Origin of the sequence: Undibacterium sp. 5I1, from assembly GCF_034314085.1 — a bacterium.
GTDB lineage: Bacteria > Pseudomonadota > Gammaproteobacteria > Burkholderiales > Burkholderiaceae_D > Undibacterium.
In genome coordinates, this window is record NZ_JAVIWI010000001.1 from 1,842,549 (window position 1) to 1,866,008 (window position 23,460).

The 23,460-nt window shown below is 47.0% G+C and carries 20 protein-coding genes; 5 read left to right on the plus strand and 15 right to left on the minus strand.

Going from position 1 to position 23,460, the window contains the following annotated elements; genetic code table 11:
• Window positions 1-73: 73 nt before the first annotated feature.
• From wrbA to RGU72_RS08170, 4 genes are all read left to right on the plus strand, one after another.
• Complete coding sequence (gene wrbA / locus RGU72_RS08155; RefSeq protein WP_322119255.1) at window positions 74-685, plus strand: NAD(P)H:quinone oxidoreductase; 612 nt, start codon at window positions 74-76, stop codon at window positions 683-685.
• Entirely contained in the window at window positions 682-1,083 is a 402-nt protein-coding gene (locus RGU72_RS08160) for a DUF2069 domain-containing protein (RefSeq protein ID WP_322119256.1), read from the plus strand. Before wrbA ends, RGU72_RS08160 begins: the two co-directional genes overlap by 4 nt.
• 92 nt (window positions 1,084-1,175) lie before the next feature.
• The gene (locus RGU72_RS08165) at window positions 1,176-2,582 is read left to right on the plus strand and encodes an FAD-binding oxidoreductase (protein WP_322119257.1); all 1,407 of its coding nucleotides are present in this window, start codon (window positions 1,176-1,178) and stop codon (window positions 2,580-2,582) included.
• Window positions 2,583-2,676: 94 nt separating this feature from the next.
• Window positions 2,677-3,099, plus strand: a complete 423-nt coding sequence (locus RGU72_RS08170) for a DUF4124 domain-containing protein (protein ID WP_322119258.1) — start codon at window positions 2,677-2,679, stop codon at window positions 3,097-3,099.
• 47 nt (window positions 3,100-3,146) lie between these two features.
• Here the strand turns inward: RGU72_RS08170 and RGU72_RS08175 are convergent, their stop codons facing one another.
• Window positions 3,147-4,904, minus strand: coding sequence for a methyl-accepting chemotaxis protein (locus RGU72_RS08175; protein WP_322119259.1), 1,758 nt, complete (start codon window positions 4,902-4,904; stop codon window positions 3,147-3,149).
• A gap of 365 nt (window positions 4,905-5,269) precedes the next feature.
• On the opposite strand from RGU72_RS08175, the gene RGU72_RS08180 reads away from it, so the two are divergent.
• On the plus strand, window positions 5,270-6,388 hold the full coding sequence (locus RGU72_RS08180; protein ID WP_322117783.1) for a transposase: 1,119 nt from the start codon (window positions 5,270-5,272) through the stop codon (window positions 6,386-6,388).
• 374 nt (window positions 6,389-6,762) lie between these two features.
• On the opposite strand, the gene RGU72_RS08185 is transcribed toward RGU72_RS08180, so the two are convergent.
• From RGU72_RS08185 to lpxD, 14 genes are all read right to left on the minus strand, one after another.
• Window positions 6,763-7,257, minus strand: coding sequence for a DUF4405 domain-containing protein (locus RGU72_RS08185; protein WP_322119260.1), 495 nt, complete (start codon window positions 7,255-7,257; stop codon window positions 6,763-6,765).
• A gap of 154 nt (window positions 7,258-7,411) precedes the next feature.
• Window positions 7,412-8,257: an FAD:protein FMN transferase gene (locus tag RGU72_RS08190; RefSeq protein WP_322119261.1), complete on the minus strand. Its 846-nt coding sequence runs from the start codon at window positions 8,255-8,257 to the stop codon at window positions 7,412-7,414.
• The gene (locus RGU72_RS08195) at window positions 8,254-8,832 is read right to left on the minus strand and encodes an FMN-binding protein (protein ID WP_322121588.1); all 579 of its coding nucleotides are present in this window, start codon (window positions 8,830-8,832) and stop codon (window positions 8,254-8,256) included. Before RGU72_RS08195 ends, RGU72_RS08190 begins: the two co-directional genes overlap by 4 nt.
• A 64-nt stretch (window positions 8,833-8,896) precedes the next feature.
• Entirely contained in the window at window positions 8,897-10,240 is a 1,344-nt protein-coding gene (locus tag RGU72_RS08200) for a hypothetical protein (protein ID WP_322119262.1), read from the minus strand.
• A gap of 118 nt (window positions 10,241-10,358) precedes the next feature.
• A complete protein-coding gene (locus RGU72_RS08205; protein ID WP_322119263.1) occupies window positions 10,359-11,666 on the minus strand; it encodes a cytochrome-c peroxidase in 1,308 nt (435 codons plus the stop codon).
• 596 nt (window positions 11,667-12,262) lie between these two features.
• Window positions 12,263-13,384, minus strand: a complete 1,122-nt coding sequence (locus RGU72_RS08210) for an Acg family FMN-binding oxidoreductase (RefSeq protein ID WP_322119264.1) — start codon at window positions 13,382-13,384, stop codon at window positions 12,263-12,265.
• A 976-nt stretch (window positions 13,385-14,360) separates the two neighbouring features.
• The gene (locus tag RGU72_RS08215) at window positions 14,361-15,662 is read right to left on the minus strand and encodes a nitrate/sulfonate/bicarbonate ABC transporter ATP-binding protein (RefSeq protein WP_322119265.1); all 1,302 of its coding nucleotides are present in this window, start codon (window positions 15,660-15,662) and stop codon (window positions 14,361-14,363) included.
• 60 nt (window positions 15,663-15,722) lie between these two features.
• Window positions 15,723-17,483, minus strand: coding sequence for an ABC transporter permease (locus RGU72_RS08220; protein WP_322119266.1), 1,761 nt, complete (start codon window positions 17,481-17,483; stop codon window positions 15,723-15,725).
• Between the two features lie 536 nt (window positions 17,484-18,019).
• Window positions 18,020-18,766: an ankyrin repeat domain-containing protein gene (locus RGU72_RS08225; protein WP_322119267.1), complete on the minus strand. Its 747-nt coding sequence runs from the start codon at window positions 18,764-18,766 to the stop codon at window positions 18,020-18,022.
• Between the two features lies 1 nt (window position 18,767).
• Window positions 18,768-19,547: a TatD family hydrolase gene (locus RGU72_RS08230; RefSeq protein WP_322119268.1), complete on the minus strand. Its 780-nt coding sequence runs from the start codon at window positions 19,545-19,547 to the stop codon at window positions 18,768-18,770.
• A gap of 286 nt (window positions 19,548-19,833) precedes the next feature.
• A complete protein-coding gene (gene lpxB, locus RGU72_RS08235; protein ID WP_322119269.1) occupies window positions 19,834-20,997 on the minus strand; it encodes a lipid-A-disaccharide synthase in 1,164 nt (387 codons plus the stop codon).
• 153 nt (window positions 20,998-21,150) lie between these two features.
• Complete coding sequence (gene lpxA, locus RGU72_RS08240) at window positions 21,151-21,942, minus strand: acyl-ACP--UDP-N-acetylglucosamine O-acyltransferase (protein ID WP_322121589.1); 792 nt, start codon at window positions 21,940-21,942, stop codon at window positions 21,151-21,153.
• Entirely contained in the window at window positions 21,943-22,407 is a 465-nt protein-coding gene (gene fabZ / locus RGU72_RS08245) for a 3-hydroxyacyl-ACP dehydratase FabZ (RefSeq protein ID WP_322119270.1), read from the minus strand.
• Entirely contained in the window at window positions 22,404-23,456 is a 1,053-nt protein-coding gene (lpxD, locus tag RGU72_RS08250; protein ID WP_322121590.1) for a UDP-3-O-(3-hydroxymyristoyl)glucosamine N-acyltransferase, read from the minus strand. Before lpxD ends, fabZ begins: the two co-directional genes overlap by 4 nt.
• Between the last annotated feature and the right edge of the window lie 4 nt (window positions 23,457-23,460).

Sequence of the window (23,460 nt, forward strand, 5' to 3'; positions counted from 1 at the left end):
AGCTAGGGAGCTTCTAAGCAATTAGCTTATCTGGCAAGACTCATCGCGCTAAAAGCCCCATATAATAGCAAGCATGAACTCTAAACAACTCACCATTCTCGTTTTATATTATTCTCGCCACGGCAGCACCAGAAAATTGGCCGAATATATCGCCCAAGGTGTGGAAAGCGTCGCCGGCTGCGATGCCAGATTGCGTACTGTTCCAGCAGTATCGACGGTAACCCAAGCGACCGAGCCGGATATCCCAAACGAAGGCGCACCCTATGTCGAGCTGGCCGATCTGGAAGACTGCGACGGACTAGCATTGGGCTCCCCTACCCGTTTTGGGAATATGGCAGCAGCGATGAAATATTTTTGGGACGGCACTGCAACCCAGTGGCTATCCGGCACGTTAAGCGGCAAACCGGCTTGTGTGTTCACATCCACGGGCAGTATGCATGGTGGCCAGGAATCCACCTTACTGTCAATGATGCTACCGCTGATGCATCATGGCATGCTGTTAGTCGGCATTCCATACAGCCATGTAGAATTAATGACAACCCGTACCGGTGGCAGCCCTTATGGTGCTAGTCACTGGGCAGGAATTAAAGGCGATACTCCGATCTCAGAAGACAGCAAAAAACTAGCGATTGCGCTAGGTCGCCGCCTGGCAGAGACCGCGCAAAAATTGAAGGCGTCAGCATGACATCATCCAGACAATCAACGTATTATTTTTTAAGCTGCTTCAGCCTGATTGCTCTGATTATCTTGTTAGTGCTATGGGAAATGGTACTTGCACCACTGCATCCGGGTGGGTCCTGGATCGTTTTAAAAGTGATCCCTATTTTGATTCCTCTGCGTGGTATTTTAAAAAAACAGGTTTACACCATGCAGTGGTCATCCATGCTAATCCTGCTGTATTTTGCCGAAGGTATTGTGCGGGCTTTCAGTGATCGATTACCACTTTCCCGAATACTGGGAGGAGCGGAAATCGCGCTATCTGTATTGTTCTTTATGAGTAGCATCCTGTATTTGCGTCCGATCAAAAAAGCGGCAAAAGCTTCCGCTAAATTAGCCGAAAAAAATACGACTATGTCGCAGTAGATTTCTTCAGCTTAATTTAATGCAGGCTAAATACAGGTTCAGTGCAAATTCAACGCAGGTTTAATATAGGTTCAATGTTCGAGTCCGTTCATATGAATGAATTTCTCACCCAATGTACCAAGATCGTTGGCAAAGACAATGTGATCTGCGATCCCGCTGATGTTGCGCCCTATGTGACGGATTGGCGTAAGCGCTTTCAAGGGAAAGCATTGGCGGTGATCAGACCAGGATCAACATCAGAGGTCGCCGCGGTAGTTGGTTTGTGCAAGCAATACGCTATTGCGATCGTCGCGCAAGGCGGCAATACAGGCTTGGTACTTGGCAGTGTGCCGGATCAATCCGGGCAGCAAATCGTTTTATCTTTAAGCCGCTTAAAACAGATACGCCAGATTGATACCGTCAACAATACGATCACGGTTGAGGCAGGCTGCCTGCTGGTACAAGTACAAGAGGCAGCAGAACATGCACAACGATTATTCCCATTGTCACTAGCATCTGAAGGTAGTTGCACCATTGGCGGCAACCTCTCCAGTAATGCTGGTGGCACCGCAGTACTCCGTTATGGCAACGCCCGTGAACTGTGTTTGGGACTAGAAGTCGTGACTGCCAATGGCGAGGTCTGGAATGGTCTGCGCGGCCTACGCAAAGACAATACCGGTTACGATTTGCGTGATCTTTTTATCGGTGCAGAAGGCACATTGGGCATCATCACTGCGGCAGTACTCAAACTATACCCACAACCAAAAGCGAAAGTCACCGCACTTGCAGCCCTTCATTCAACTGAAACAGCACTTGAATTATTAACTCTGGCGCAAGCTCATTGTGGCTCTGCATTAACCGGGTTTGAGTTGATGTCCGAGGCATGTTTACAGCTGGTTCATCAACATTTCCCGAATATCCCGCAACCGCTGGCCACACCATCACCGCAATTCGTCTTATTAGAGCTATCTGATAGCGAATCGGAACTGCATGCTAATGATGTCTTAGAAGGATTATTAAATACAGCGATTGAAGCCAACATCATCACCGATGCGATGGTAGCGATGTCACTCCACCAATCACAAGCGATGTGGCATCTGCGCGAACACATTTCTACGGCACAGGCTGCTGAGGGTAAGAATATTAAGCACGATGTCTCGCTACCCATTTCTGAAATTGCCCATTTCGTCAATACGACGAACACGCTGTTACAACAGGCTTTTCCAGAATGCCGGATGATTATTTTCGGACATTTAGGCGATGGCAATTTACATTACAACGTCTCGCCACCACTGACTGTTAGTGACACGGATTTTATTCAGCAGCAAGCAAATATCAATCAAATTGTGCATGACAGCGTACATCAGCACAATGGTTCTATTTCAGCAGAGCATGGAATTGGTATGCTAAAAAAAGATGAAATTCTGCGTTATAAATCTGATGTAGAAATGCAGTTAATGCGCAGTATAAAAGCGGCTTTAGATCCTCACAATTTGATGAATCCCGGGAAAATTTTATAAGATTTAGAGAACATGTCATCGAGATAAAAATATGAAAAACTATTCACGCAAATACCGCATTGCTCACGTCAGGTTTCTACCTATCATCGTAATAATGATAACTAGCATTAGCAGTATGAACAGCGCATCGGCTGAAACCTACAAATGCGTAAAAAATGGTGCTACTAGTTATAGCCAATCTCCGTGCACAGACAACGCGCAACAAACTACGGTAGTACATACCAATACTCTTCCAGAATCGACTAGCCAACAGGCAGCGCAAACCAGCGCTAAAGAAAAAGCAGAGGCGACTCGCCTAGCAGCATCACGCCATAAAGCAGAAGAAAAATCAGACCGGGAAATGAAAGTGATTGCCAGCCGCAACGAGAAGAAAAAACAAAAATGTGATGCGGCTCAATTAAAAATAAAATGGGCAAAAGAGGATGCAAAAAACGCTAAACCTAAAGCCGAAGCAAAGGCACGTCAGAATGTAAAAAGAGCTACCGAAAAGGCAGCTCTTGTTTGTGGTCCGTCGTAAATTCTATAACCACATTAGGACTATTTACTAATTTCAACGATCAACAATTAAAACTCTTCCCAATCACCTTCCTGTACTTTGCCACCACCACTTTGAGGTGCTTTTTTGCTCGCACTTTTATTCGCTGTCGGTGCTGGCTTAGCGGTAATTTTAAGGCTGGCTTGAGGAGCGCGTTGCTGTCCCATTTTTTTCTCAACCCGCTTGGTGCTTGAAGCCGAGATATTTGATGTTGAAGTATTCAGTGCAGAACCATTTCCTGCTGCAATTTTAAAGATATGCACAGTAGCAGCCAGAGTCTGCGCCTGCTCCTCCATACTCTCTGCTGCCGCTGCTGCCTGCTCTACCAACGCTGCATTTTGCTGCGTCATTTCATCCATCTGCGTAATCGCTAGATTGACTTGTTCTATCCCTGCACTTTGCTCTTGGCTGGCGGCGGTGATCTCGCTCATGATGTCGGCGACATGCTGGACGCTGGTGACAATCTCGTCCATGGTTTTGCCAGCTTCGTCTACCAGTTTGCCGCCTTGGTTGACTTTGTCGACCGAGTCATCGATCAGAGATTTGATTTCTTTGGCAGCGCTGGCACTGCGTTGGGCGAGATTACGCACCTCTGAGGCGACAACGGCAAATCCTCGTCCTTGTTCTCCTGCTCTGGCAGCTTCTACTGCGGCATTGAGGGCGAGGATGTTGGTCTGGAAGGCGATGCTGTCGATGACGCTGATAATATCGACAATCTTGCGGGAGCTTTCTTTAATCGAGCCCATGGTGCTAACGACTTGATTGACAACAGCACCACCTTTGACGGCAACACCAGTGGCGGAAACAACAAGTTGATTGGCTTGCCGGGCGTTATCGGCATTTTGCCTGACGGTGCTGGTGAGCTCTTCCATGGAGCTGGCAGTTTCTTCTAGCGAGCTGGCTTGGGACTCTGTTCTGCTGGAGAGATCGGCGTTGCCTGAGGCAATCTCTTGGGATGCGACTGTGATCGTTTCTGTGCCTTGTTTGATTTGCGAAACCGTATTGATCAAATTACCTTGCATACGCTTTAGCGATTCTAGCAACTCACCTACTTCGTCGGTTACATCTACTGTGATCTCGTTAGTTAAATCACCGCTGGCTATATTGTCCGCAACAATCACAGCACGTTTAATCGGCTTAGAAATAGTTCTGGTAATAATCCATGCTGCCAGGACGCCAAACGCCAGCGTCAACACACCAATCACTATCATGCTGCTTAAAGCACCTCGGTAGTTGCTTTGCGATTCTTCATAAGTAGTTTTCATCGCCTCGTGCTGCTGCTGCGCCAGCTCGGTTAAAGCGATCATCCATTTGTCGTGAGGCAGAGTAAATTCTGTTTGCAGCAATGAGGATGCATCGAAATAATTCCCCTCAGTGACAAAGGACTTTATCTTGCCCACTAAAACTACTACCGCCTGCTTTTGCTCTATGGCTTTTGCCAGAGTTGCTTGCCCTTGATTATTATCAATCAGCTTTTTTGCTAAGGCTTCTGACTTGGAATAGCTATCCAAAATTTGGACCAGGCGCTTGGTCTCTTTTTCTGCTTCTGCAGCATCAGTAGGAGCGGTCATCTTACGCAATACCAAAGCCAAAGCACGCCCTTGCTCGCGCATATCAGTTGCCGCACTCAAGCTGGCAATTTTATTATTAAAAATATAGTCCATCGAGCTTTGCATCTGACTCATGCGGAATAATCCCAGAATCAACAAGCCAGTTGCAAAAAAGAGTACTAATCCAAAACCAATGGTAAGACGTGTACCAATTCTGATATTAGCAAGTAGCTTCATAAAATCTCCGGAGTAACTGACAATACGCTGACGATGCGAATTGATGATAAAACTCTGCCACTAAACTGGCTAAGTTACGCATACAAAAATTACTGAGAAAAAAACTGTTTTCAGGAAAAGGTATCCTGCTAAAAAAATAACTGTAAGTGACTACCGATTTTAGTTTGTGACAAAAAATCGCGGCACATTTAAGCTTAAAGCTTATATTTTTAAATTGTAATTGTACTCAAATAGTATCACTAGTGAGGTTCTTGCAAAACGAAACACCGGAGAGTAATTTTATTGCGAGAAGCGCAAAATAGATGAGAAAGGAGCGGCCATTTCTGGCAAGATGAAAGTGACTAAACAACCATCTGCGCTCCGCTATGAATCCTACACAACGCCTGCTGATAATGCAACGCTGGAATTTACTGCAACACGATTTGCTACCGGAGATAAAACAGCAATGCGGGTCACTGACGCCGAAGCTGGAAAAATTGATTCATGTACTAGACTGGGTGCGCATCGAAGAATTTGTGTCGGACCAATGGCAAGGGATAGGACGCAAACCGCATGACCGTGGTGCATTGGCCAGCGCCTTCATCGCCAAAGCTGTGTTGGGGCTCAATACAACAGCGGCCTTAATAGAACGATTGACGATGGATCGCAGTTTAAAACGGCTGTGCGGCTTTGAGATGTGGAAAGAAGTTCCGAATGAAGCCACTTTTTCGCGCGCCTTTGGCGAATTTGCCCAAGCCAAATTAGCGGAGAAAGTGCACGAAGCGCTGATCAAGAGTTATTTAGGCGACAGCCTCATTGGACACATCAGCCGTGACGGCACGGCGATTGCGGCGCGCGAGAAGCCGAAGAAACACATGAAAGTTGTTTCCGTAGAAAAGGCCCAAAAGCAGCGCCGTGGACGGCCAAAGAAAGGCGAGATAAGGCCGCCAAAGGAAGAGAAAGTGACCAAGATAGGCTGGCAGTTGACGCAAACTTTACCGAGCATCGTCAATGCTTTACCCAAAGAGTGTGACCGCGGCACTAAATGCAATGCGCAAGGTTATAAAGTGAGTTGGAACGGCTACAAGCTGCATATCGACACCGCTGACTGCGGCGTTGCCATCAGTGCGCTATTGACCAGCGCCTCGGTGCACGATAGTCAAACGGCGGTGCCGTTAGCAACGATGACGGCCGCACGAGTAACGAATTTGTACGATTTGATGGATGCAGCGTATTGCAGTGAAGAGTTAAGGGCACACAGCAAAAGTCTTGGCCACGTGCCATTAATTGATCACAACGCACGCGGCGGGGAGAAGAAACCGTTCGCCCCGCATGAACAACAGCGTTATAAAGAACGCACGCAAGCTGAACGTACCAATGGCAGGCTGAAAGACGAATTTGGTGGCACGACAGTACGGGTGCGTGGTAGCGAAAAAGTGATGTCGCATTTGATGTTTGGTTTATTGGTATTGACCGCAGATCAGTTGATGCGTTTATTTACGTAACAGCTTTGCTTTTAAAGAGTCGAAAAAAACAACGTTTCCCAACGTTCATAGGGGCAGTGATGGTCACATAGGGATTGACACGCCATAAAACGATAATCCGGCACAAATTCATGTCACATGTGCCGCTTCAAACAAGAAAACCAATCGCAACAGTGGCCACACCCATGCTCGACTTTACTGGTTTGGGTATTTTGCAAGAAGCTCTAGTGAAATAAAAAATTATCTGTGTAAAGCCCTCATTGCAAATATTCTGTTGTTAATCAGCGCAATCAGGAACAAGCGATAGAATTTTTTATACGATGACAATGTGATTAATGATGCTCGGTTCAATACTGAGTTTATTGATCATGCGGCGATCACTTAGCCAAGCATTGTTAGGTAGTCGATGCCAATCGATTAATAAGCCTGCGCCCTGATTGAATATGCCAGAGCACTAGCAGCGGCAATAGCAGGCCGACAATCCAATGCGATAAAGACCAAATAGAATGATTGGTTTCACTCACCAGATAATACAAAGCATAACCACTCAGTGTCAGCCAGATCAGCAACACAATCATAAGCCAGCCTGTCAGCCGGTTGCGGCGGGCATTGTTGGCACGACGGATGTGGTTATTCAACAAACTGCCGATAAAAAATAAAGCGAGCATGGCAACTGCGCCATGCAACTGCATAGACAGATGTTCTAAGGGGTGAATTGTCTCGCCAAATTCGCTAGGCACTCGCAAAAAATAATGCGCAAGCAACCATACAACACCGCTCAGTAATAAAGCAGTACCTACGCTATAAAGCGTCCAGCGGTGCCAGCGCTCTAAACGGAAACTCACTGCGCGGCTACGTGAGTGTGATAGTTGATGCTGGTTATGTTTCATAAAGCAAGCATAAGTACTAAAAAAAGCGGTAACCAAAAAGGAAATAAATCGCGGCAAAGAAGCGATAGCAGAAAATACTCAATGCAGATATTCAACGCATATATTCAATAAAGAAAGCAGCTCTAGCGATCTTAAAAACCAAAAACGCAGAGGCTCAGATTATAAAGGCTTGAGCATCGAATTGTGTCAGACATGCATGATCTGCATCGGCACTCGCCATTACCACTTTGGTCAATGCATCTGCCAAAATACATTGCGGTGCGACGACCGAGACGCTAACTTTATCCAGCATCGCTGCGCCAGTCTGGCCATGTACCAGTGCGCTGTAACTACCTTGTGTGGTCTGCACTAAAGAAAAATAGCTGGCGGATGTTGCCAGTGCTTGATTTTGTAAGCTAATTTTATACGCCAGGCTGGATGGATGGGCAGGGTCGCGCAACAGGACTTCAATAGGGTCGTCACCCTCGTCACCTATTACACGTAAATCGCCACCAGCGTTGACGCACGCTTGCCGTACACCACATTGCTGCAAACTTTGTATCGCCAGATCGACCGCATAACCCTTGGCGATTCCACCTACATCCAGCCAGTCGGCTCGTTGTTTTTTTAGTGTACCGTCAACCGTCAAAGTGAACGCCGTTTTTTGCGCTTGATATGTTTGGCACAGCGCACGCTCTTGCTCAGTCGCTGGCAGCAAGGCCCATTCCATAAGGCGGCCGGCGATTCTGATATCAAACAAGCCCGCACTGGCATCACTGATCTGCATTGCTGTCTGCAAGACGTGGTAAGTATGTACATCAATCTCTACAATAGCACCGACATCAGCATGATTGATACGACTGATGTCGCTATCCGCCGCATGAAAACTCATCAGGCGATGAACCAGAGCGATTGATTGAAATGCCTGCTCAAACGCGATTGCTAGCGCGATATCCGTCATCGCATCAGCAATACTGATTTCTACCATCGTCCCCAACCAAGGCTGCGCCCTGCGCTTCATTTTTTTTGCGTCGCCGTTGCTGCCGTTATTGATGTTGAAACCATCGCCACCTGCGCCACTGCTGCGATTCTGCGTGCGCCATCCGTGACATGAGTACAAGATAAAGTCGCGCCGCTAATATTAGAAATACCCTCGCCTATACGCAAACCCGCAGACGCGGATTTACCCACAAACTGCTGACGCCAATTCGTATTTCTGATTTCAGCACCATGGCTTTCACGATAGTTCAGTATTTCTATCTGCTTAACGCTCGCATCTGGCAACAGACCGACTGCGTATGAAATCAGCTCAAATTTTCCCACTACATCGTCCAACACAATATAGCCGATTAGCTTGCCGTCTTTGTAGGCCATTGCAGTACGCCATGCAGCAGAACGAGCTGGCAAACCTGCCAGTTTTTCGATCTGCTGCATTTGGTCCAGCGTCAGTTGCAAGGTAGCGGATTTAAACTCAGTCGCATCAGGAAACATCACCTTTTGCGCCTGTTCTGCGGTCAGATATTGTGTCGCAAAAGCAGACGTATTCATACCTGCCAGGCTCATCAATACCAAAGGTGCGATCGCTGTTGTTTTCATCACGTTGTTATTACGCTTTCGCCATTTCAATATTATTTTTAATAATTTGTCGGATCAGGATAAATTAAAACGAATATCCGACACCAAGATTGAGGCGATCGCGGCTGCTATCTAATTTAAACTTCTGATAATCCGCTTTCAACACTACGCCTTCACCGATCTTAAAGCTAGCGCCAAGTGTGGCTACTTTTTCGTCTGCCTGCGGCGCTATGCCCAGACCTTGTGGCACTGCGCTATAACTATGCGCAGTATTAAACAACTCATAGCGAACAAATGGGGTGAAACTATACTCTTCGTTTTTCCACAATTGATAAGCGGCCTGCGTATACCAGCCATAAAAAGAAGACGGCACAGGCGTTGGCTGGCCGACAAAGGTCAGATTCAACGCATCGGTATTACTGATCGTGCCACGAGTATAAACCGCAGATAAATCCCACAGGCCAGGCGTATAGCGGGCATGCATATCCCATAAAGTAACGCGAGAATCATTCGCTGCAAAATCAGCCGTCGCTTGTCCGGCCTTGCCAGTAAATACAAAACCGCCAATCAGCAAACCAGGAATACCGCGCCAGTTTAAGGCAGCATGCATGCTCAAGTCATGCGACTTAGCTAATTGCCCTTCCTGATGAATACTCCCTAGCGGCGACTCGGTGCCATCAGACGAAGCCGCATCCCATTTACTCAAATTAAATCCGGTAGTCAGACCCAAATCCCAGGTCAGACCATTGTCGTGTGTGCGTGAAAGTCCAAAGCCTGCTTCGCGCCAAGTCGAAGGAATAATCGCCGTCTCTACAAAATTGCGGTGTACGCCGTAATACGCGGTCGGCTCGTGATTAGTGTTGATCAAACCTACTGGCATCAAGAACAAACCGGCTTTAGCGCGCAAGCCATTATTAAACTCATGCTCCACATACAATTGCTCAACCTCGGATTCGCCTTTGTCATCAGCAGACGTGACCGCATGCTCCCATTCAAACTCAGCGACCATCTTGGTCTTCTCATCAAACCGGTGCGTGATACCGATTACAGCCCGTGCTACGTCGGTCTCTGCCTGGTTAGTTGCGTTTTTAGGACGAGTGTAATTAATCTCGCCGTAGCTGGTAACTACTGTAGATTGCGCCCAAGAACCCGCTCCTGATGACGCGCCAGTTACACCATTACCGGCAGCGCCAGAGGCAGCAACAGGTGCGATCGATGCGCTAACGGTGCTGGCCAATGCCTCTTGCTTTTGCTCTACTACGTCTGTTTTCTTACGGGTAGCCGCCAGTTCGGCTTTTATCGCATCTAATTCAGCTGCGAGTTTTTCTATTCTTTGAAGTAATTCTGCCTCACTTGCGTGGGCTGGAAAGACAATTGCCGTACTCAAAAATGCAATGCTCAAGGCTTGTGCTACTAAAGTTTTTTTCATGATATTTTCCCTGTCGGATACGCTTATTTGTTGATCGTTATGTTGACTGCTGTGTTATTCAGCGGTCTTGTTTGATACCGTATTTATGTAACTTAATTAGCTAACTTATTTGGGTAACTTATTTAGTCGCTTTGTAGCCATCATTCAAAGTACCGAGGAACTTAATCACATCCTCAATCTCGTCTGCCGACAATGCCGGTGCCATACCGCGTGTGCGGTTATAAGGCACTTCAGTCACGTTGACATTGCCTTGATATTGCGCCGGCAAATCATTGAATTTAGCTACAGAGCCATCAGCTGCGACCGGATACCATTCTTCAGGATTAGTATCGCGCCGGACATAAAAGCCAATCGCATCGCGTAAATTTTTAAAGCGGCCATTATGGAAAAATACCTTACGGGTCGCCACATTGCGCAGCGTCGGCACTTTAAACGCGCCACATAAATCAGCACGGGCAGTCAGATCCTGGCGATCAGGACCGCATAAACCAAGGTCAAAATAGGTAGCATCAGCATTTGCCGGAATATCCGTATTGCGCGGCACACCAATATTGTCGTAAGTAAAATCTGTGAACAAAGGTGACGAACCGTCAGCCCCCTTGCTACTGATGTGGCAGGCGGCACAATTGCCTTTGGTGGGATTATTGAATAAGGCCAAGCCACGCAACTCAGCATCCTCAAATTTGACGGTGCCAGCCAAAAATTGATCGTACTTAGAATCATAAGGATGAAAATCTTTATCCTCTTTTTGATATTGCTGTAATGCAAATGTGATGCGATCAAACGCCGTATCCGCATCATCCAAAACAGCAGCACCAAACACTTGCCGGAATTGTTCTGCATAGCTTGCGCGCTTCAGACTTGCCAGCACATCTGCTTTGCTAGCATTCGCCATTTCATGCGCTGCCAACAGCGGGCGTTGCGCCTGAATTGCCAGCGTCAGCGCCCTGCCATCACGATTAAACCCACCCGTCGGCGTGCCATCTGCGGCGAAGAAAAAAGTCGGCGTCAGATTCAGATAACGCAAAGAAGGCGCGGCACGAAAACCCGGCACATCTAAATTTTTCCCGCCTAACTGTACTGACAAATCATTGGTTTGCGCATGAGCATTATCAGGATTATGGCAAGACGCGCAGGCTAATTTGCCTGATGCTGACAAGCTGGTATCTCTAAAAATCTTTGCGCCCAATGCTGCTTGCGGGCTCAGGTCTGCATCTACACTTGAGGAGGCAACGGCACCACTGGCGACAGAAGAATTAGTGCTGCCGCTAGTACCGCCGCCACAAGCGCTGATCATCGTCGCCAGGCAAAGCGATAAAGTAAGCTTTGAGGTAAATGCTGAAGCCGTAGCGCAGTTGGGTCCGAGAAGTTGAGACATAAACGTTTTCTTCAGCATGTGATGGATGCCAATTTTTTCTTGCTGCATGTTATTTTTATTCCTTCGGGATCAGACTGATGAGAGCACATCGGATTGTTAATGCTGTGCTTTTGTAGTTATTTAGGCACACATCAAAAATTACTCAATCGCATACAAATCAGCGAAATTTACCTGATTAAAATACCAAATCATTATGAAAATCTACGAATGCAAATGAGAATGATTGTAATTATACTTATCCGATTTGTAGCTAAGCAAGGGAAGTGTAAGTAAATGTAATTTTAAAAAGCCGGAATAAAACAAGGATGGCAATCAGATTGCAGCGGTCGCCGCAACATGCACAAGCTCGCACGAGAAATCTGAATATTCTAAAGAACAGCTAAGCATAAATATATACTCCTGTAGTGTATATATTAGATGTCCATATGACTATTGGTCATTAAGCTATTTTTATAAAAAAATGATGGGAGTATATTTAAATAGATAGTAATCAGATTTAAATCGACTATAGCAAAAGCATTCTGTAAGGTCTGATCGAACCTCGAACAAATTGCCAATCTGATTAAAAGTTAGCTGAATACAAAGTAAGCTCTAGCTCAATAAACATCGGGTCAGCTTGTCAACACGATGCAAAATAGAGACGATTACACTCTAACTAGTACCGCACTAACTGGCCTACGTATCGAGTAAGGTAGCAATGAGCCACGGCCAAAACGCACAACCAGATCGGGGCGCGCATTCCCCAATCCCAACGCAGTGGCAAAGTGCGGCCGAATCGTTCCTACTTCAACTGGTTGATTCAGCATGGCATTACGAATACCCAGTGCGGTCGCTTGCAGTGCGAACCGTTGATAACAACGACCAACCTCAACCCAATGCGCCGGATCACTGACGTCAGAAAAAAATATTGCCAGGCCAGACGAGTTGCGGATTTGCCTGATATAGCGCTCATTCTCAGATCGGAGCGTGAAAAACCAATTCATCATTTGGCCCCCTAAGCACTCTGGCATCGCTGGGTTACCAGATGCTGCCGCATACAATCCATCGCCAGTCCTATCCGCCTGCTGCGGACTAAAACGAATCCAGCTTTTTAATTCTTTGACGAATGCAGCATTATTCATCTGCGCCGTATTTCCAGCGACGACATACTCCAGCACTTTCTCTGCCATACGATGCTCAGTAATGAGCATGAGATGAATGCCACCGCCATGATTGCTAGAGCCCGCCAGTTCAAGCAAACGTAATTCTTCATTGGACAGCGGCCGGTTATCGTAGTCGCCTCGGGTAGATTGACGCACCGGAATGGCTGCCGCAAAGCTGGACGACTGCGCTCGAGTTGGCTCTAACGAAATAGCAATGGCGCCAGCCCCGACAGAGTCAAAGCGCGGTTCAGCCCAAAGACCATTTGCCAATGCGGCGTGCACCAAGTTCTCAGCGGCGCAACCTAATGAAATAAACAAATGATGATCATCTGGATCAACGACAGGACAGCGCCGCGTCAAATCCGGCATAATCGAGACCAATTTCGGCTGCAACTGAAATTGCCAGCATTGGGTATTATGACTCGATGGCGCCAGAGTCGAGTAACGCACCAGTTCGCGTAGCAGCAAGGAATGGTAGCCGCCATCCCCAACTGGCTGATCAGACATCGGCGACCTTAGGTCACGCAAGAGTTGTTCGTGATGGATATCGGAGGAGCACGAGCTCAACACAGGCGAAGCCACTGCAAGAGCGCTCACATCCCTCAAAAAATCTCTTCGTTTCATGATGTTCGCCTCGACTGAGCTGATTAAACCCAGATTTTCCATTAGACCGCTACTACTTCGCAAAAAACGCAGAGGGCATGCGGTGTTCAGCGGGATAGCACGACCGCGATTTGAGTGCGAGCGCTACAGCGACAATTGCACCTTTGGCGAACTGCCTGGCGTTGTTGCTCCTCCTAGCAAGATGCAGCTTGCGTCGTCGTCGTGTCTAGCCAGTCAGTCTGCCAAAGGCACACTTGTCGCTATTCCAATGAAAAATCTGGGTTAAACTAAAACGTTCAATCTAGCAGGTGAGGCTTGTTCAGATCGGTGCGACAGCACGCTTAGGCTCGCTTACAAAGATTTAACAATCGTCACTGGATTCGATGAATCAATGCGACTATCTTGCTCAGTGCTCAGTACTTGCACTATCACCTGAGGCTAGCGACCTTTCCAGATCGCTTTCCCAATATCCAATAAAACACTCCATGCTGTGATGCAAAGTTTGTGCTGGACGTGCAGCCGACCTGCAAAACTTTTGTAGTAGCTTTTAGGTGGAGTCTGGGAGGATCGTCTATTCATCGATGATGAATCTGCATAATATACTCCCCATGGGTATATTTTACCCGTCCATATAATCATTGGACACCAGGGTATATTTCTTATGTCGTAAGTGGGAGTATATGATTTTAGTAAGTACTCTAAGATGACTTCGACATAAATCTAAATAACATTTCACCCTCAAGCAAAAGTAGCGACGATGTTATGGGGAACATGTACCCCGCCGGTGTAGCCAAAGAGTTTTTTGCTTTTAGTACAATATCCAGACTAGATGTCTTTCATCCGAACAAGGAAAAATACAATCTACAGTCGCAATGTCACTCACCAAATGGGCTCTGTTACCAACGTTGATCGCCCCGCCGACTACATCTCCGGTCTGACATTTTAAATCTGGCCTGACCTAAAAAAATGGCTACTGATATTGCAACAGAACTCCAATTTATTCCTCTTCCAGCTCAGGTAAAATCAAGCGACCAGTACGGTAGTCGTACTCGTATACCTCACCGTAACGGCCCCATTCAATCGCAATCTCCAGAACGCGCTTGGCTTCGTCGGCTTCTAAAAATTCTGCCAGCAATTCCAAAAAAGGTTCTTCCGGCAAGCTGCCGTTAGGATCGATTTCTAAATTGCCGCGGATGTTGGCGGCGAGTGGTACGTGGGTTAATAATTGATGTCCGAAGAGTTCTTGCTTTAAGGCCTGATCGGCATCGACATACCGTTGTCCCAATGGCGTCAGGATAATGTCGCCTTTTTCGATGATGGCCAGACCTAATAAGCCTAGTGCCTCGTAAGTTGGGAATAATTCCTCATCTGACAATTCAGATTCTTCTGCCAGTTGCGGCAAATCAGCACGACCGTTGAACGGTGCATCGGCCAGTAAATCGAGTACGCCTTCGATCCGGCTGACGTCGGTATCTGGCAAACGGTAGCCAAGATGCTCTGGGGAAGGACGACCAGAGACGGTTTCAGGTGTATGGCGCATAGTCATAAGGCCATATACCTCGTCAATCAAAGCCCTCACCTCGGCGGACTCCACATTGCGTGGACGAGGCAAATCAATTTTGATTTCGCAACGCACGCTGCCGGGGTCGCTGGACAAAATAATGATGCGGTCCGCCATCATCACGGCTTCTTCAATATTGTGCGAAACAATCAGAATGCCTTTGGTTGGAATACGGCTTTCTTCCCATAGCTCCAGCATGTCGTTACGCAGGGTTTCGCCAGTTAAAACGTCTAATGCAGAAAAGGCTTCGTCCATCAACAGTACATCAGGATTCGTCACCAGCGCGCGGGCGATACCTACCCTTTGCTTCATACCGCCAGAAAGTTCGCGCGGTAAAGCGCCGCCGAAACCAGCCAGACCGATCATCTCTAAAACGGCATCGGCTCGCTCTTCCCGTTCTTTGACCGGAACTCCTTGCGCCTCTAAACCCAGCTCGACATTTTGCTGCACGGTTAACCAAGGGAATAGCGCGAATGATTGAAACACCATGGCAACGCCCGCGACCGGACCATAAATCGGTTTGTCGCGGTAAGCAACCTTGCCTTTGTCAGCGGGGATCAAGCCTGCCATGATGCGCAATAAAGTAGATTTACCAGACCCGGATTTACCCAGCAAGGCGACGATCTCACCTTCTTTTAACTGGAAATCAACCTTATCTAAAATCAAGCGGGCAGTACCATCGGCTGCGCGAAAGGATTTGGCTACGGCATTTAAATCGATTAATAATTTTTGAGTCATCATTTATCCTCTTGGCACTGATGTCGCAAGCAGTTTTAAGTGCGAATCAGTGACTAACATCTAGTGGCTGCGATCTTCGGCGAGTAAATACAGTTTGCGCCAGAAAAACCGATTCAATACCATGACGAAGACGCACATCACGCCAATCGCTAGCGCATTACGATGGAAATCTCCAGCTTCAGTCATTTGCTTGATGTAACTACCCAGACCATCAGCAATCAACGTCGTTTTACCCCAGGTGACGTATTCAGCAACGATACTGGCATTCCAAGAGCCGCCGCTGGCCGTAATTGCGCCAGTGATGTAGCTAGGGAAAATGGCGGGCAAATACACCCGCTTCCACTTTAGCCAGCCTTTTAAACCTAGATTATCTGCAGCCAGGCGCAACTCGTTCGGAATCGCAGAAGCACCGGCAACAACATTGAACAAGATGTACCACTGAGTACCAAATACCATCAGAGGGCTGAGCCAGATATTCGGTGTGAGATTAAAACGAACCATCATAAAAACGACGATAGGGAATAATAAATTCACCGGAAACGCCGCTAAAAATTGCGCCACTGCCTGTACCCGTTGTGAGTATTGCGGGCGCAAACCTATCCATACTGCAATCGGCACCCAGACCACTGAAGCAAGTCCGATTAATAACATGACTCTGGTTAAAGTGATCAACCCTAGAAAAACGACATGCGCGACTTCAGCCCAACCAACTTCAGTATGGATGTATACCAGCAAACTAATCGCAGCAATTGCAGAAGCGATGATCAATAAAATATCCCATGCCCGCGACCAAAATGGATGCGGCTCACGCACAATTGCCTGTGGCGATGTACCGTCGTAAGTCACACTAAACCAACCAAGAGCGCGACTTAACCAATGCCAAAATCTCTCGCTCCACTCGCGGAACCAGTGACTGTTACGCATCCAATCCAGCAACCAGGATTGCTGTGCAGATTCGCCCTGGCTTTCTTCAAAACGGAATTTATCTGCCCATGCCAATAAGGGTCGGAAGAATAGTTGATCGTAGAGCAAAATACCGGTCAACATGGCAGCAATCGCATAGGCAATTGCCATGCCGTTTTTAGATTCAATCGCTACCGCAATATAAGAGCCGATACCCGGCAATTTAATATCTTGTCCTGCGACAGAAATCGCCTCGGCAGCAACCAGAAAAAACCAGCCACCCGACATCGACATCATCATATTCCACAACAAACCTGGCATTGCAAACGGCAGTTCTAAGCGCCAGAATCGCTGCCAGCTAGACAATCTGAAGATACGTGCGGCTTCACTCAATTCTGGCGGCACAGTGCGCACCGATTGATACAGGCTAAAAGTCATATTCCAGGCTTGCGAGGTAAAGATCGCAAAAATCGCTGCGCACTCAACACCTAATAAATCGCCCGAAAACAAGGCGATGAACGGAGTGATCGCAATCGCTTGAAAACCTAGAATTGGCAGCGATTGTAAAATATCCAGCATCGGTATCATTATTTTTTCTGCTGCTGCATATTTGACGGCAATCGCGACAAAAGCAAAGCTGAATAGCAAAGCAAAAGCCAGGGCCGTAAACATGCGCAAAATAGTACGCAATAAGTAATACGGCAAATAACTTGGATCCAACGATATGTGTAAAATTTCACCGACCACAAAGGGACGACTCATCTGCATTGCGGCAAAGGCAAATGCAACGATCAGTAAAAAAACCAATGGCAACAAAGCCCAATCCCAGCGATTAGGCCCTTTGTTAGGATCGCTTAAGGACCCTTTGATAACGCTCGTGAGTACAGAGCGTTTTTGCGGATTAAAAAGTTCGAACAAACTACCTCCCTGACCAGCTACGCATAGTCATGACTAAAAACAGCACATGCCAGGCAAACTAAGCGACTAAACTTGGGTATCTGTCAGGCAGAGTACAAGCTTTCGGTGCTAAGCCGCTACGCCCAATTAAGCATGCGTTGAGTACGTTGTTAAGTACGTTAGTGGGGGTAAGTAAGGATGTGCAGCATGCAGATGTTGCAGGCTATTTTTGACATCACTACTTGCCATTATCTGGCAAAGTAGCGACAGGAGTTCTGAGGTTACAGTGCCAAGGTGTGGTCGATATAAGATCGACTACTATAACTATCCACAGAAAAACTCCAATAAGACGAAGCGCGAACTTTACCACGATAGAACAAGGCTTGGCAACCCGGTTTTAGCAGTTAATTTACTCCGATAAAGTACCACGGAAGCACGCTTATTTTGCCGCTTGTTTGTTACTACTCAGTGACCATACTTTGACCATACTTTAACTCAACTTTGACCGAATTTTTAACGACGTTTTGGTGGAATTAATAAGGCAATCGACCAACAACTCAGTGATGCTTTTTTATATGCTCTTTTAAAATTTCAGCAATTTCTTTTTTTTCATATTCCAGCGCAAAATCCAGTGCGGTCATACCGAGTTGATTTTTTACAGTGGCGTCCGCGCCCTCGTCCAATAGCAAAGTAATTGCTTCTGATTTGCCAGAACGTACCGCCATCATCAACGGCGTAGTTTTATTGGGCGATTCTGTGTCGATGTATGCTGAGTGCTCTAGCAGTAGAGAGATGATTTCCAGATTGCCTTTTGCGGCCGCATAATGCAACGCAGTCCAGCCGGGCTGGTTAATCTGGGCGTCGGCCGCGATCAGTTTTTTTACTGCCTCGATATTATTCTCATAGCTGGCGATCATGATTGCGGTATCACCGTTGTTTGCTCTAGCCTCGATTTTTATCTCCGGCTGCGCCATCAGTAGATTAAACACTTTGTCGGAATGTTCACGCAGAGCGAGCATTAATATAGTCTCGCCTCTGCCTGGCTCTACCGAGTTTGGGTCGATGCCTTTAACTAGCAGGTCTTGAACCACTTCAACATAATCAAATTTGACGGCGGTGATCAGATCATCGTAAGACCCTGCATGTGCTGAAGTAGGCAAAAACAGATTGGTAACTAACAGCAGTGTGGACAGCATCCAAAGCGATGTCTGCAGCTGGCTAAACACTGGCACTAATCTTAGCTTACCTTCTAAAAAATTCGCTCTTAGCGTAGTTCTCAAGTTGATCCGCAATTGAGTTTGCATATTATTGCGCTAGATTGAATAATTTAAAAAAATTCTCAGTCGTCGCTTCTTGCACCTGTTTGACTGAAATCCCTTTTAAGTCAGCTAAAAATTCACCCACATGGCGCACAAAACCAGGTTCATTCATTTTGCCTCGATGCGGCGTGGGTGCCAGATAAGGTGAATCGGTTTCGATCAAAATGCGCTCTACAGGCAAAGCACGTGCAACCGCCTGTAGATCTTTGGCACTCTTAAAAGTCAGGATACCGGAGAAAGAAATATAAAAATCCATTTCAATCGCCGCCAGCGCAACTTCTAAAGACTCGGTAAAGCAATGCATCACACCACCAACGCCACCTTGGGCAATGCCAGCGCCCTCTTCTTGCATAATACGGATGGTGTCTTCTGAGGCTGATCGGGTGTGGATAATCAACGGCTTGCGACTGAGCCTAGAGGCACGGATATGCTGCCGGAACCGCTCGCGCTGCCATTCCAGATCACCTGTCAGCCGGAAATAATCCAGGCCGGTCTCGCCTATGGCAATAATTTTTGGATGCTGTGACAAGTGCACGAGTTGCTCTGCACTCGGCTCCTCTGTGTCTTCATAATCTGGATGGACGCCTACCGACGCGTAGATATTTGGATATGCTTCTGCCAGTGCCAATACCTGCGGAAAATGCGGCAAATCAACCGACACGCACAGGGCATGCGTAACACCGTTCTCCTCCATTTTTGACATAATTTCTGGCATACGTGCCGCCAGTTCAGGGAAATTAATATGGCAATGAGAGTCGATATACATAAGATAAAAATGCAAATGAAGAGGATGACATAGGATAGCCTAAATTTTTAGCAAGAGCTTTGCTTACAACTCAGATTCTTCGTTTGAATAACGGCTTGAGAGAATAAATTACTCCCACCCTGTATGCATTAGATGTCCAGATAAAGTCTGGACATCAAAGCGATTTTACTAAAAATAATGGGGAGTATATTTAAATCTATGTAAAACCAGGCTCGAACTTATTAGGAAAAAATCGATATGATCAGACACAGCAGCGTGATCAAACCTATACGAAAAATCAGACAAATCAGCGGCCAGAGCGGTGCTCATCCATCACCGCCATCACCGCATTGGAGGACAATTCGGCCGTATCACGTAATAGCGTGTGATGCATATCGGTAAAACGCTGTTGAAGTGAGTCACGCAATGACGTATCGTTTAATTGCTTCCACAAAGCCTCTGCTAGAGCTTCTGGCGTTGCGGCACTTTGCAAAAATTCAGGTACGACAAATTCACGCTCAAGAATATTCGGCAAACCTATCCATGGCTGATACCCCATATGCCGCATGATTTGCCATGATGCTTCCATCATTTTATAAGCGATCACCATTGGTTTTTTAAATAAAGCGACCTCTAGCGACGCGGTACCTGAGGCGACCAATACAACATCCGCAGCAGCAATTGCCGTATGTGATCGGCCATCGATCAGCAACACGGGCACACCTTCTAACTTGGCTTGTACCACTAGTTTGATGTAGTAACTGCGTTGTTTGGAGCCAGCCATCGGCACCACGATTTGTAACTGAGGATCACGCGCACATAAGATTTTTGCAGCACTGATAAACGTCGCCGTGTTGTACTTAATTTCTGACATCCGGCTGCCAGGTAACACCGTCAAGATTCTTGCGTCCGCCGGAAAGCCCAGCTCTTCCCGCGCCGCTGCGGTGTCGATTTCTAGCGGGATCACTTGCGCTAAAGGATGGCCAACATAGGTGACCGGAATACCGGCATCGCGGTAAATTTTCTCTTCAAACGGAAAGACGACCAGCATATGCGAGACGGCTTCAGCAATTTTTTTGATACGTCCGCCACGCCACGCCCAGATCGACGGACTGATGTAATGCATGGTCGGTATACCAGCTTGTTTGAGCTGGATTTCTAAATCTAGGTTGAAGTCTGGAGCGTCAACGCCGATAAATACGTCTGGCTTCTCTGCTAACAAACGCTCACGCAATTGTTTACGAATCCCACTGATCTCTCGGTAATGCGCTAATACTTCAAACAAGCCACGTACTGCCAGTTTATCCATTGGCCAGTCATTGATAAAACCGTACTCAGCCATCCTTGGCCCGCCAATCCCATGCATTACGGCATCAGGCAATTGCTTTCTGAGGCCGGACAACATACGATTAGCCAGCATGTCACCAGAGGTTTCACCGGCGACCATGGCAATGACGGGATTGTTTGACAAGAGCAGTCCAATACAAAAAGTACGCAAACACAGTGAAGCAAAATGGCGTCGATTTAAATCTTATTTGAAGCTGATTTAGAGCTGATTTAGAGCTTATTTAGAGCTTATTTAAAACTCATCTAAAGTTTATTTGGCTACCGCATGACGCTAAAATTAACGCACAATGCCGCGTGTGGTGGTATCAAGAAACTGGCGCATTTGCTGGACGTGCTGCGCTTCGCTGTCAGGCAATCCGGCAATCTCTTGATCCAAAGCGGATTTGGCCTCGTCTAATGTCAAACCTGACTTGTAGATAATTTTGTAGGCTTGGCGCAAAGCAGAGATTTGGGCGCGATCAAATCCACGCCGTTTCAAGCCTTCAATATTGATGCCATGCGCCTGCGCGGGGTTGCCAGACAAAAGCACGAAAGGAGGTACGTCTTGCGTCAGGCTAGTATTCATCCCGACAAAAGCATGCGGGCCGATTTGGGTAAATTGATGTACCGCCGCAAAGCCGCTCAAAATTACCCAGTCACCAATCTGGACATGACCGGCTAATGCCGCATTATTGGAGAAGATCGTACGATTGCCAACCTGGCAATCATGTGCAATATGCACATAGGCTAAAAACCAGTTATCGCTACCAATCCGGGTCAGGCCTTTATCTTGCACAGTACCGCAATTGAAGGTGCAAAATTCACGGACCAAGTTACGATCGCCAATTTCTAAGCGCGTCGCTTCACCAGCATATTTTTTGTCCTGTGCAGGCCCGCCTATGGATGAAAACGGATGGAACTGGTTGTCGCAACCAATGCTTGTGTGGCCATCAATCACCACATGCGATGCAATTTTTGTCCCGGCACCGATCGAGACATTGGGTCCAATAACCGAATACGGACCCACCTCAACCGAGCTGTCCAATGAGGCTTTAGGATCAATCAGTGCTGTTGGATGGATCGCCATGATTTACACCGCCGTAGGAGTGTCAGTGGTTGAGCGTAAGGTACACATTAATTCGCCCTCTACAGCAAGTTGGCCATCAACGGTCGCTTTGGCTTTGTATTTCCAGATACCTCGGGTAATACGCAAAATTTCTACTTCAATTCTTAATTGATCACCTGGTTCTACAGGCCGCTTAAAGCGTGCGCCATCAATGCCTAAAAAATAGACTATCGTGTTTTCATCCGGTTTTTGATCCATCGTCAGGAAAGACAAAATCGCGGCAGTTTGTGCCATTGCTTCTATCATCAAAACGCCGGGCATGACTGGTTTGTTCGGAAAATGTCCATTGAAAAATTCCTCATTTGCTGTCACATTTTTTATCGCTGTAATACGCTTGCCGCTTTCCCAATCCAAAACGCGATCCACTAACAACATAGGATAACGATGCGGAAGATATTGTTTAATTTGATTGATATCGAGAGTGTTCATGATGATTTTTCTGTAAGCAATTTAATGGTTTTTTCTAATTGTCGGATTTTGTCGCGCATGCTGTTTAAATTACGAACAATCGAGGCGGTTTTTTCCCAATCTGCATTTTTTGCTAATGGATAAAAACCTGTATATTGCCCTGGCTCTAAAATGGACCGAGTGACCATGCTCCCCGACGAAATATGCACGTTATCAACGATATTTAAATGCCCTAACACCATGGCGGCACCGCCAAAGGTGCAATGTTTTCCAATTTTGGCACTACCTGCAACCCCGACGCAGCCAGCCATTGCCGTATGCGCTCCGATGTGACAGTTATGCCCAATTTGAATTTGATTATCCAACTTAACGCCCTCTTCTATGATGGTATCTGCGAGTGCACCACGATCAATACTGGTATTCGCACCGATTTCTACGTCATCACCGATCAACACACGCCCTGTTTGCGGAATCTTAATCCAGTTTCCACGCTCATTGGCAAAGCCAAATCCGTCAGCACCAATCACCGCACCTGAGTGAATAATCACGCGTTGACCGATACTACAATAGTCGTAAATCGTGACATTAGGATGAACCCGTGTATTGGCATCAAGATTCACGCCTCGCCCGATAAAACAGCCTGCACCGATAACCACGTTTTCAGCTATCACGGCCTCCGCTTCAATCGTAGCGTGAGCACCGATAGAGGCGCTAGGAGCAATGATGGCATATGGACTGACGAAGGCAGTTGGATGCACGCCTTTTTCAGCAGGAATAGCTCGTAGGGAAGCAAAATGTTGGGCTACATGCGCAAAGTAGACATAAGGATTATCCGCAATAATATAAATGCCAGAGTACGAATCACGGACAGCAGCATGATCTGTCGCAGACAAAATCAACGCAGCAGCGTGAGTCTGCGATACTTGTGAGCGTAACTTGGAGTTGGATAAAAAGCTGAGTTGGCTAGAAACAGCATCACTCAAAGGAGCGATGCCCGTGATACCAACATCTGGAGAGCCAATTAATTGACCACCGAAGCGATCGACCAATTCCCCCAGCCGAATGCTTATGTTG

Excerpts from the sequence above, each read along its gene's own strand:
- wrbA (WP_322119255.1), top strand. The coding sequence starts at position 74 with ATGAACTCTAAACAACTCACCATTCTCGTTTTATATTATTCTCGCCAC.
- RGU72_RS08160 (WP_322119256.1), top strand. The coding sequence starts at position 682 with ATGACATCATCCAGACAATCAACGTATTATTTTTTAAGCTGCTTCAGC.
- RGU72_RS08165 (WP_322119257.1), top strand. The coding sequence starts at position 1,176 with ATGAATGAATTTCTCACCCAATGTACCAAGATCGTTGGCAAAGACAAT.
- RGU72_RS08170 (WP_322119258.1), top strand. The coding sequence starts at position 2,677 with ATGATAACTAGCATTAGCAGTATGAACAGCGCATCGGCTGAAACCTAC.
- RGU72_RS08175 (WP_322119259.1), bottom strand. The coding sequence starts at position 4,904 with ATGAAGCTACTTGCTAATATCAGAATTGGTACACGTCTTACCATTGGT.
- RGU72_RS08180 (WP_322117783.1), top strand. The coding sequence starts at position 5,270 with ATGAATCCTACACAACGCCTGCTGATAATGCAACGCTGGAATTTACTG.
- RGU72_RS08185 (WP_322119260.1), bottom strand. The coding sequence starts at position 7,257 with ATGAAACATAACCAGCATCAACTATCACACTCACGTAGCCGCGCAGTG.
- RGU72_RS08190 (WP_322119261.1), bottom strand. The coding sequence starts at position 8,257 with ATGAAGCGCAGGGCGCAGCCTTGGTTGGGGACGATGGTAGAAATCAGT.
- RGU72_RS08195 (WP_322121588.1), bottom strand. The coding sequence starts at position 8,832 with ATGAAAACAACAGCGATCGCACCTTTGGTATTGATGAGCCTGGCAGGT.
- RGU72_RS08200 (WP_322119262.1), bottom strand. The coding sequence starts at position 10,240 with ATGAAAAAAACTTTAGTAGCACAAGCCTTGAGCATTGCATTTTTGAGT.
- RGU72_RS08205 (WP_322119263.1), bottom strand. The coding sequence starts at position 11,666 with ATGCAGCAAGAAAAAATTGGCATCCATCACATGCTGAAGAAAACGTTT.
- RGU72_RS08210 (WP_322119264.1), bottom strand. The coding sequence starts at position 13,384 with ATGAAACGAAGAGATTTTTTGAGGGATGTGAGCGCTCTTGCAGTGGCT.
- RGU72_RS08215 (WP_322119265.1), bottom strand. The coding sequence starts at position 15,662 with ATGACTCAAAAATTATTAATCGATTTAAATGCCGTAGCCAAATCCTTT.
- RGU72_RS08225 (WP_322119267.1), bottom strand. The coding sequence starts at position 18,766 with ATGCAAACTCAATTGCGGATCAACTTGAGAACTACGCTAAGAGCGAAT.
- RGU72_RS08230 (WP_322119268.1), bottom strand. The coding sequence starts at position 19,547 with ATGTATATCGACTCTCATTGCCATATTAATTTCCCTGAACTGGCGGCA.
- fabZ (WP_322119270.1), bottom strand. The coding sequence starts at position 22,407 with ATGAACACTCTCGATATCAATCAAATTAAACAATATCTTCCGCATCGT.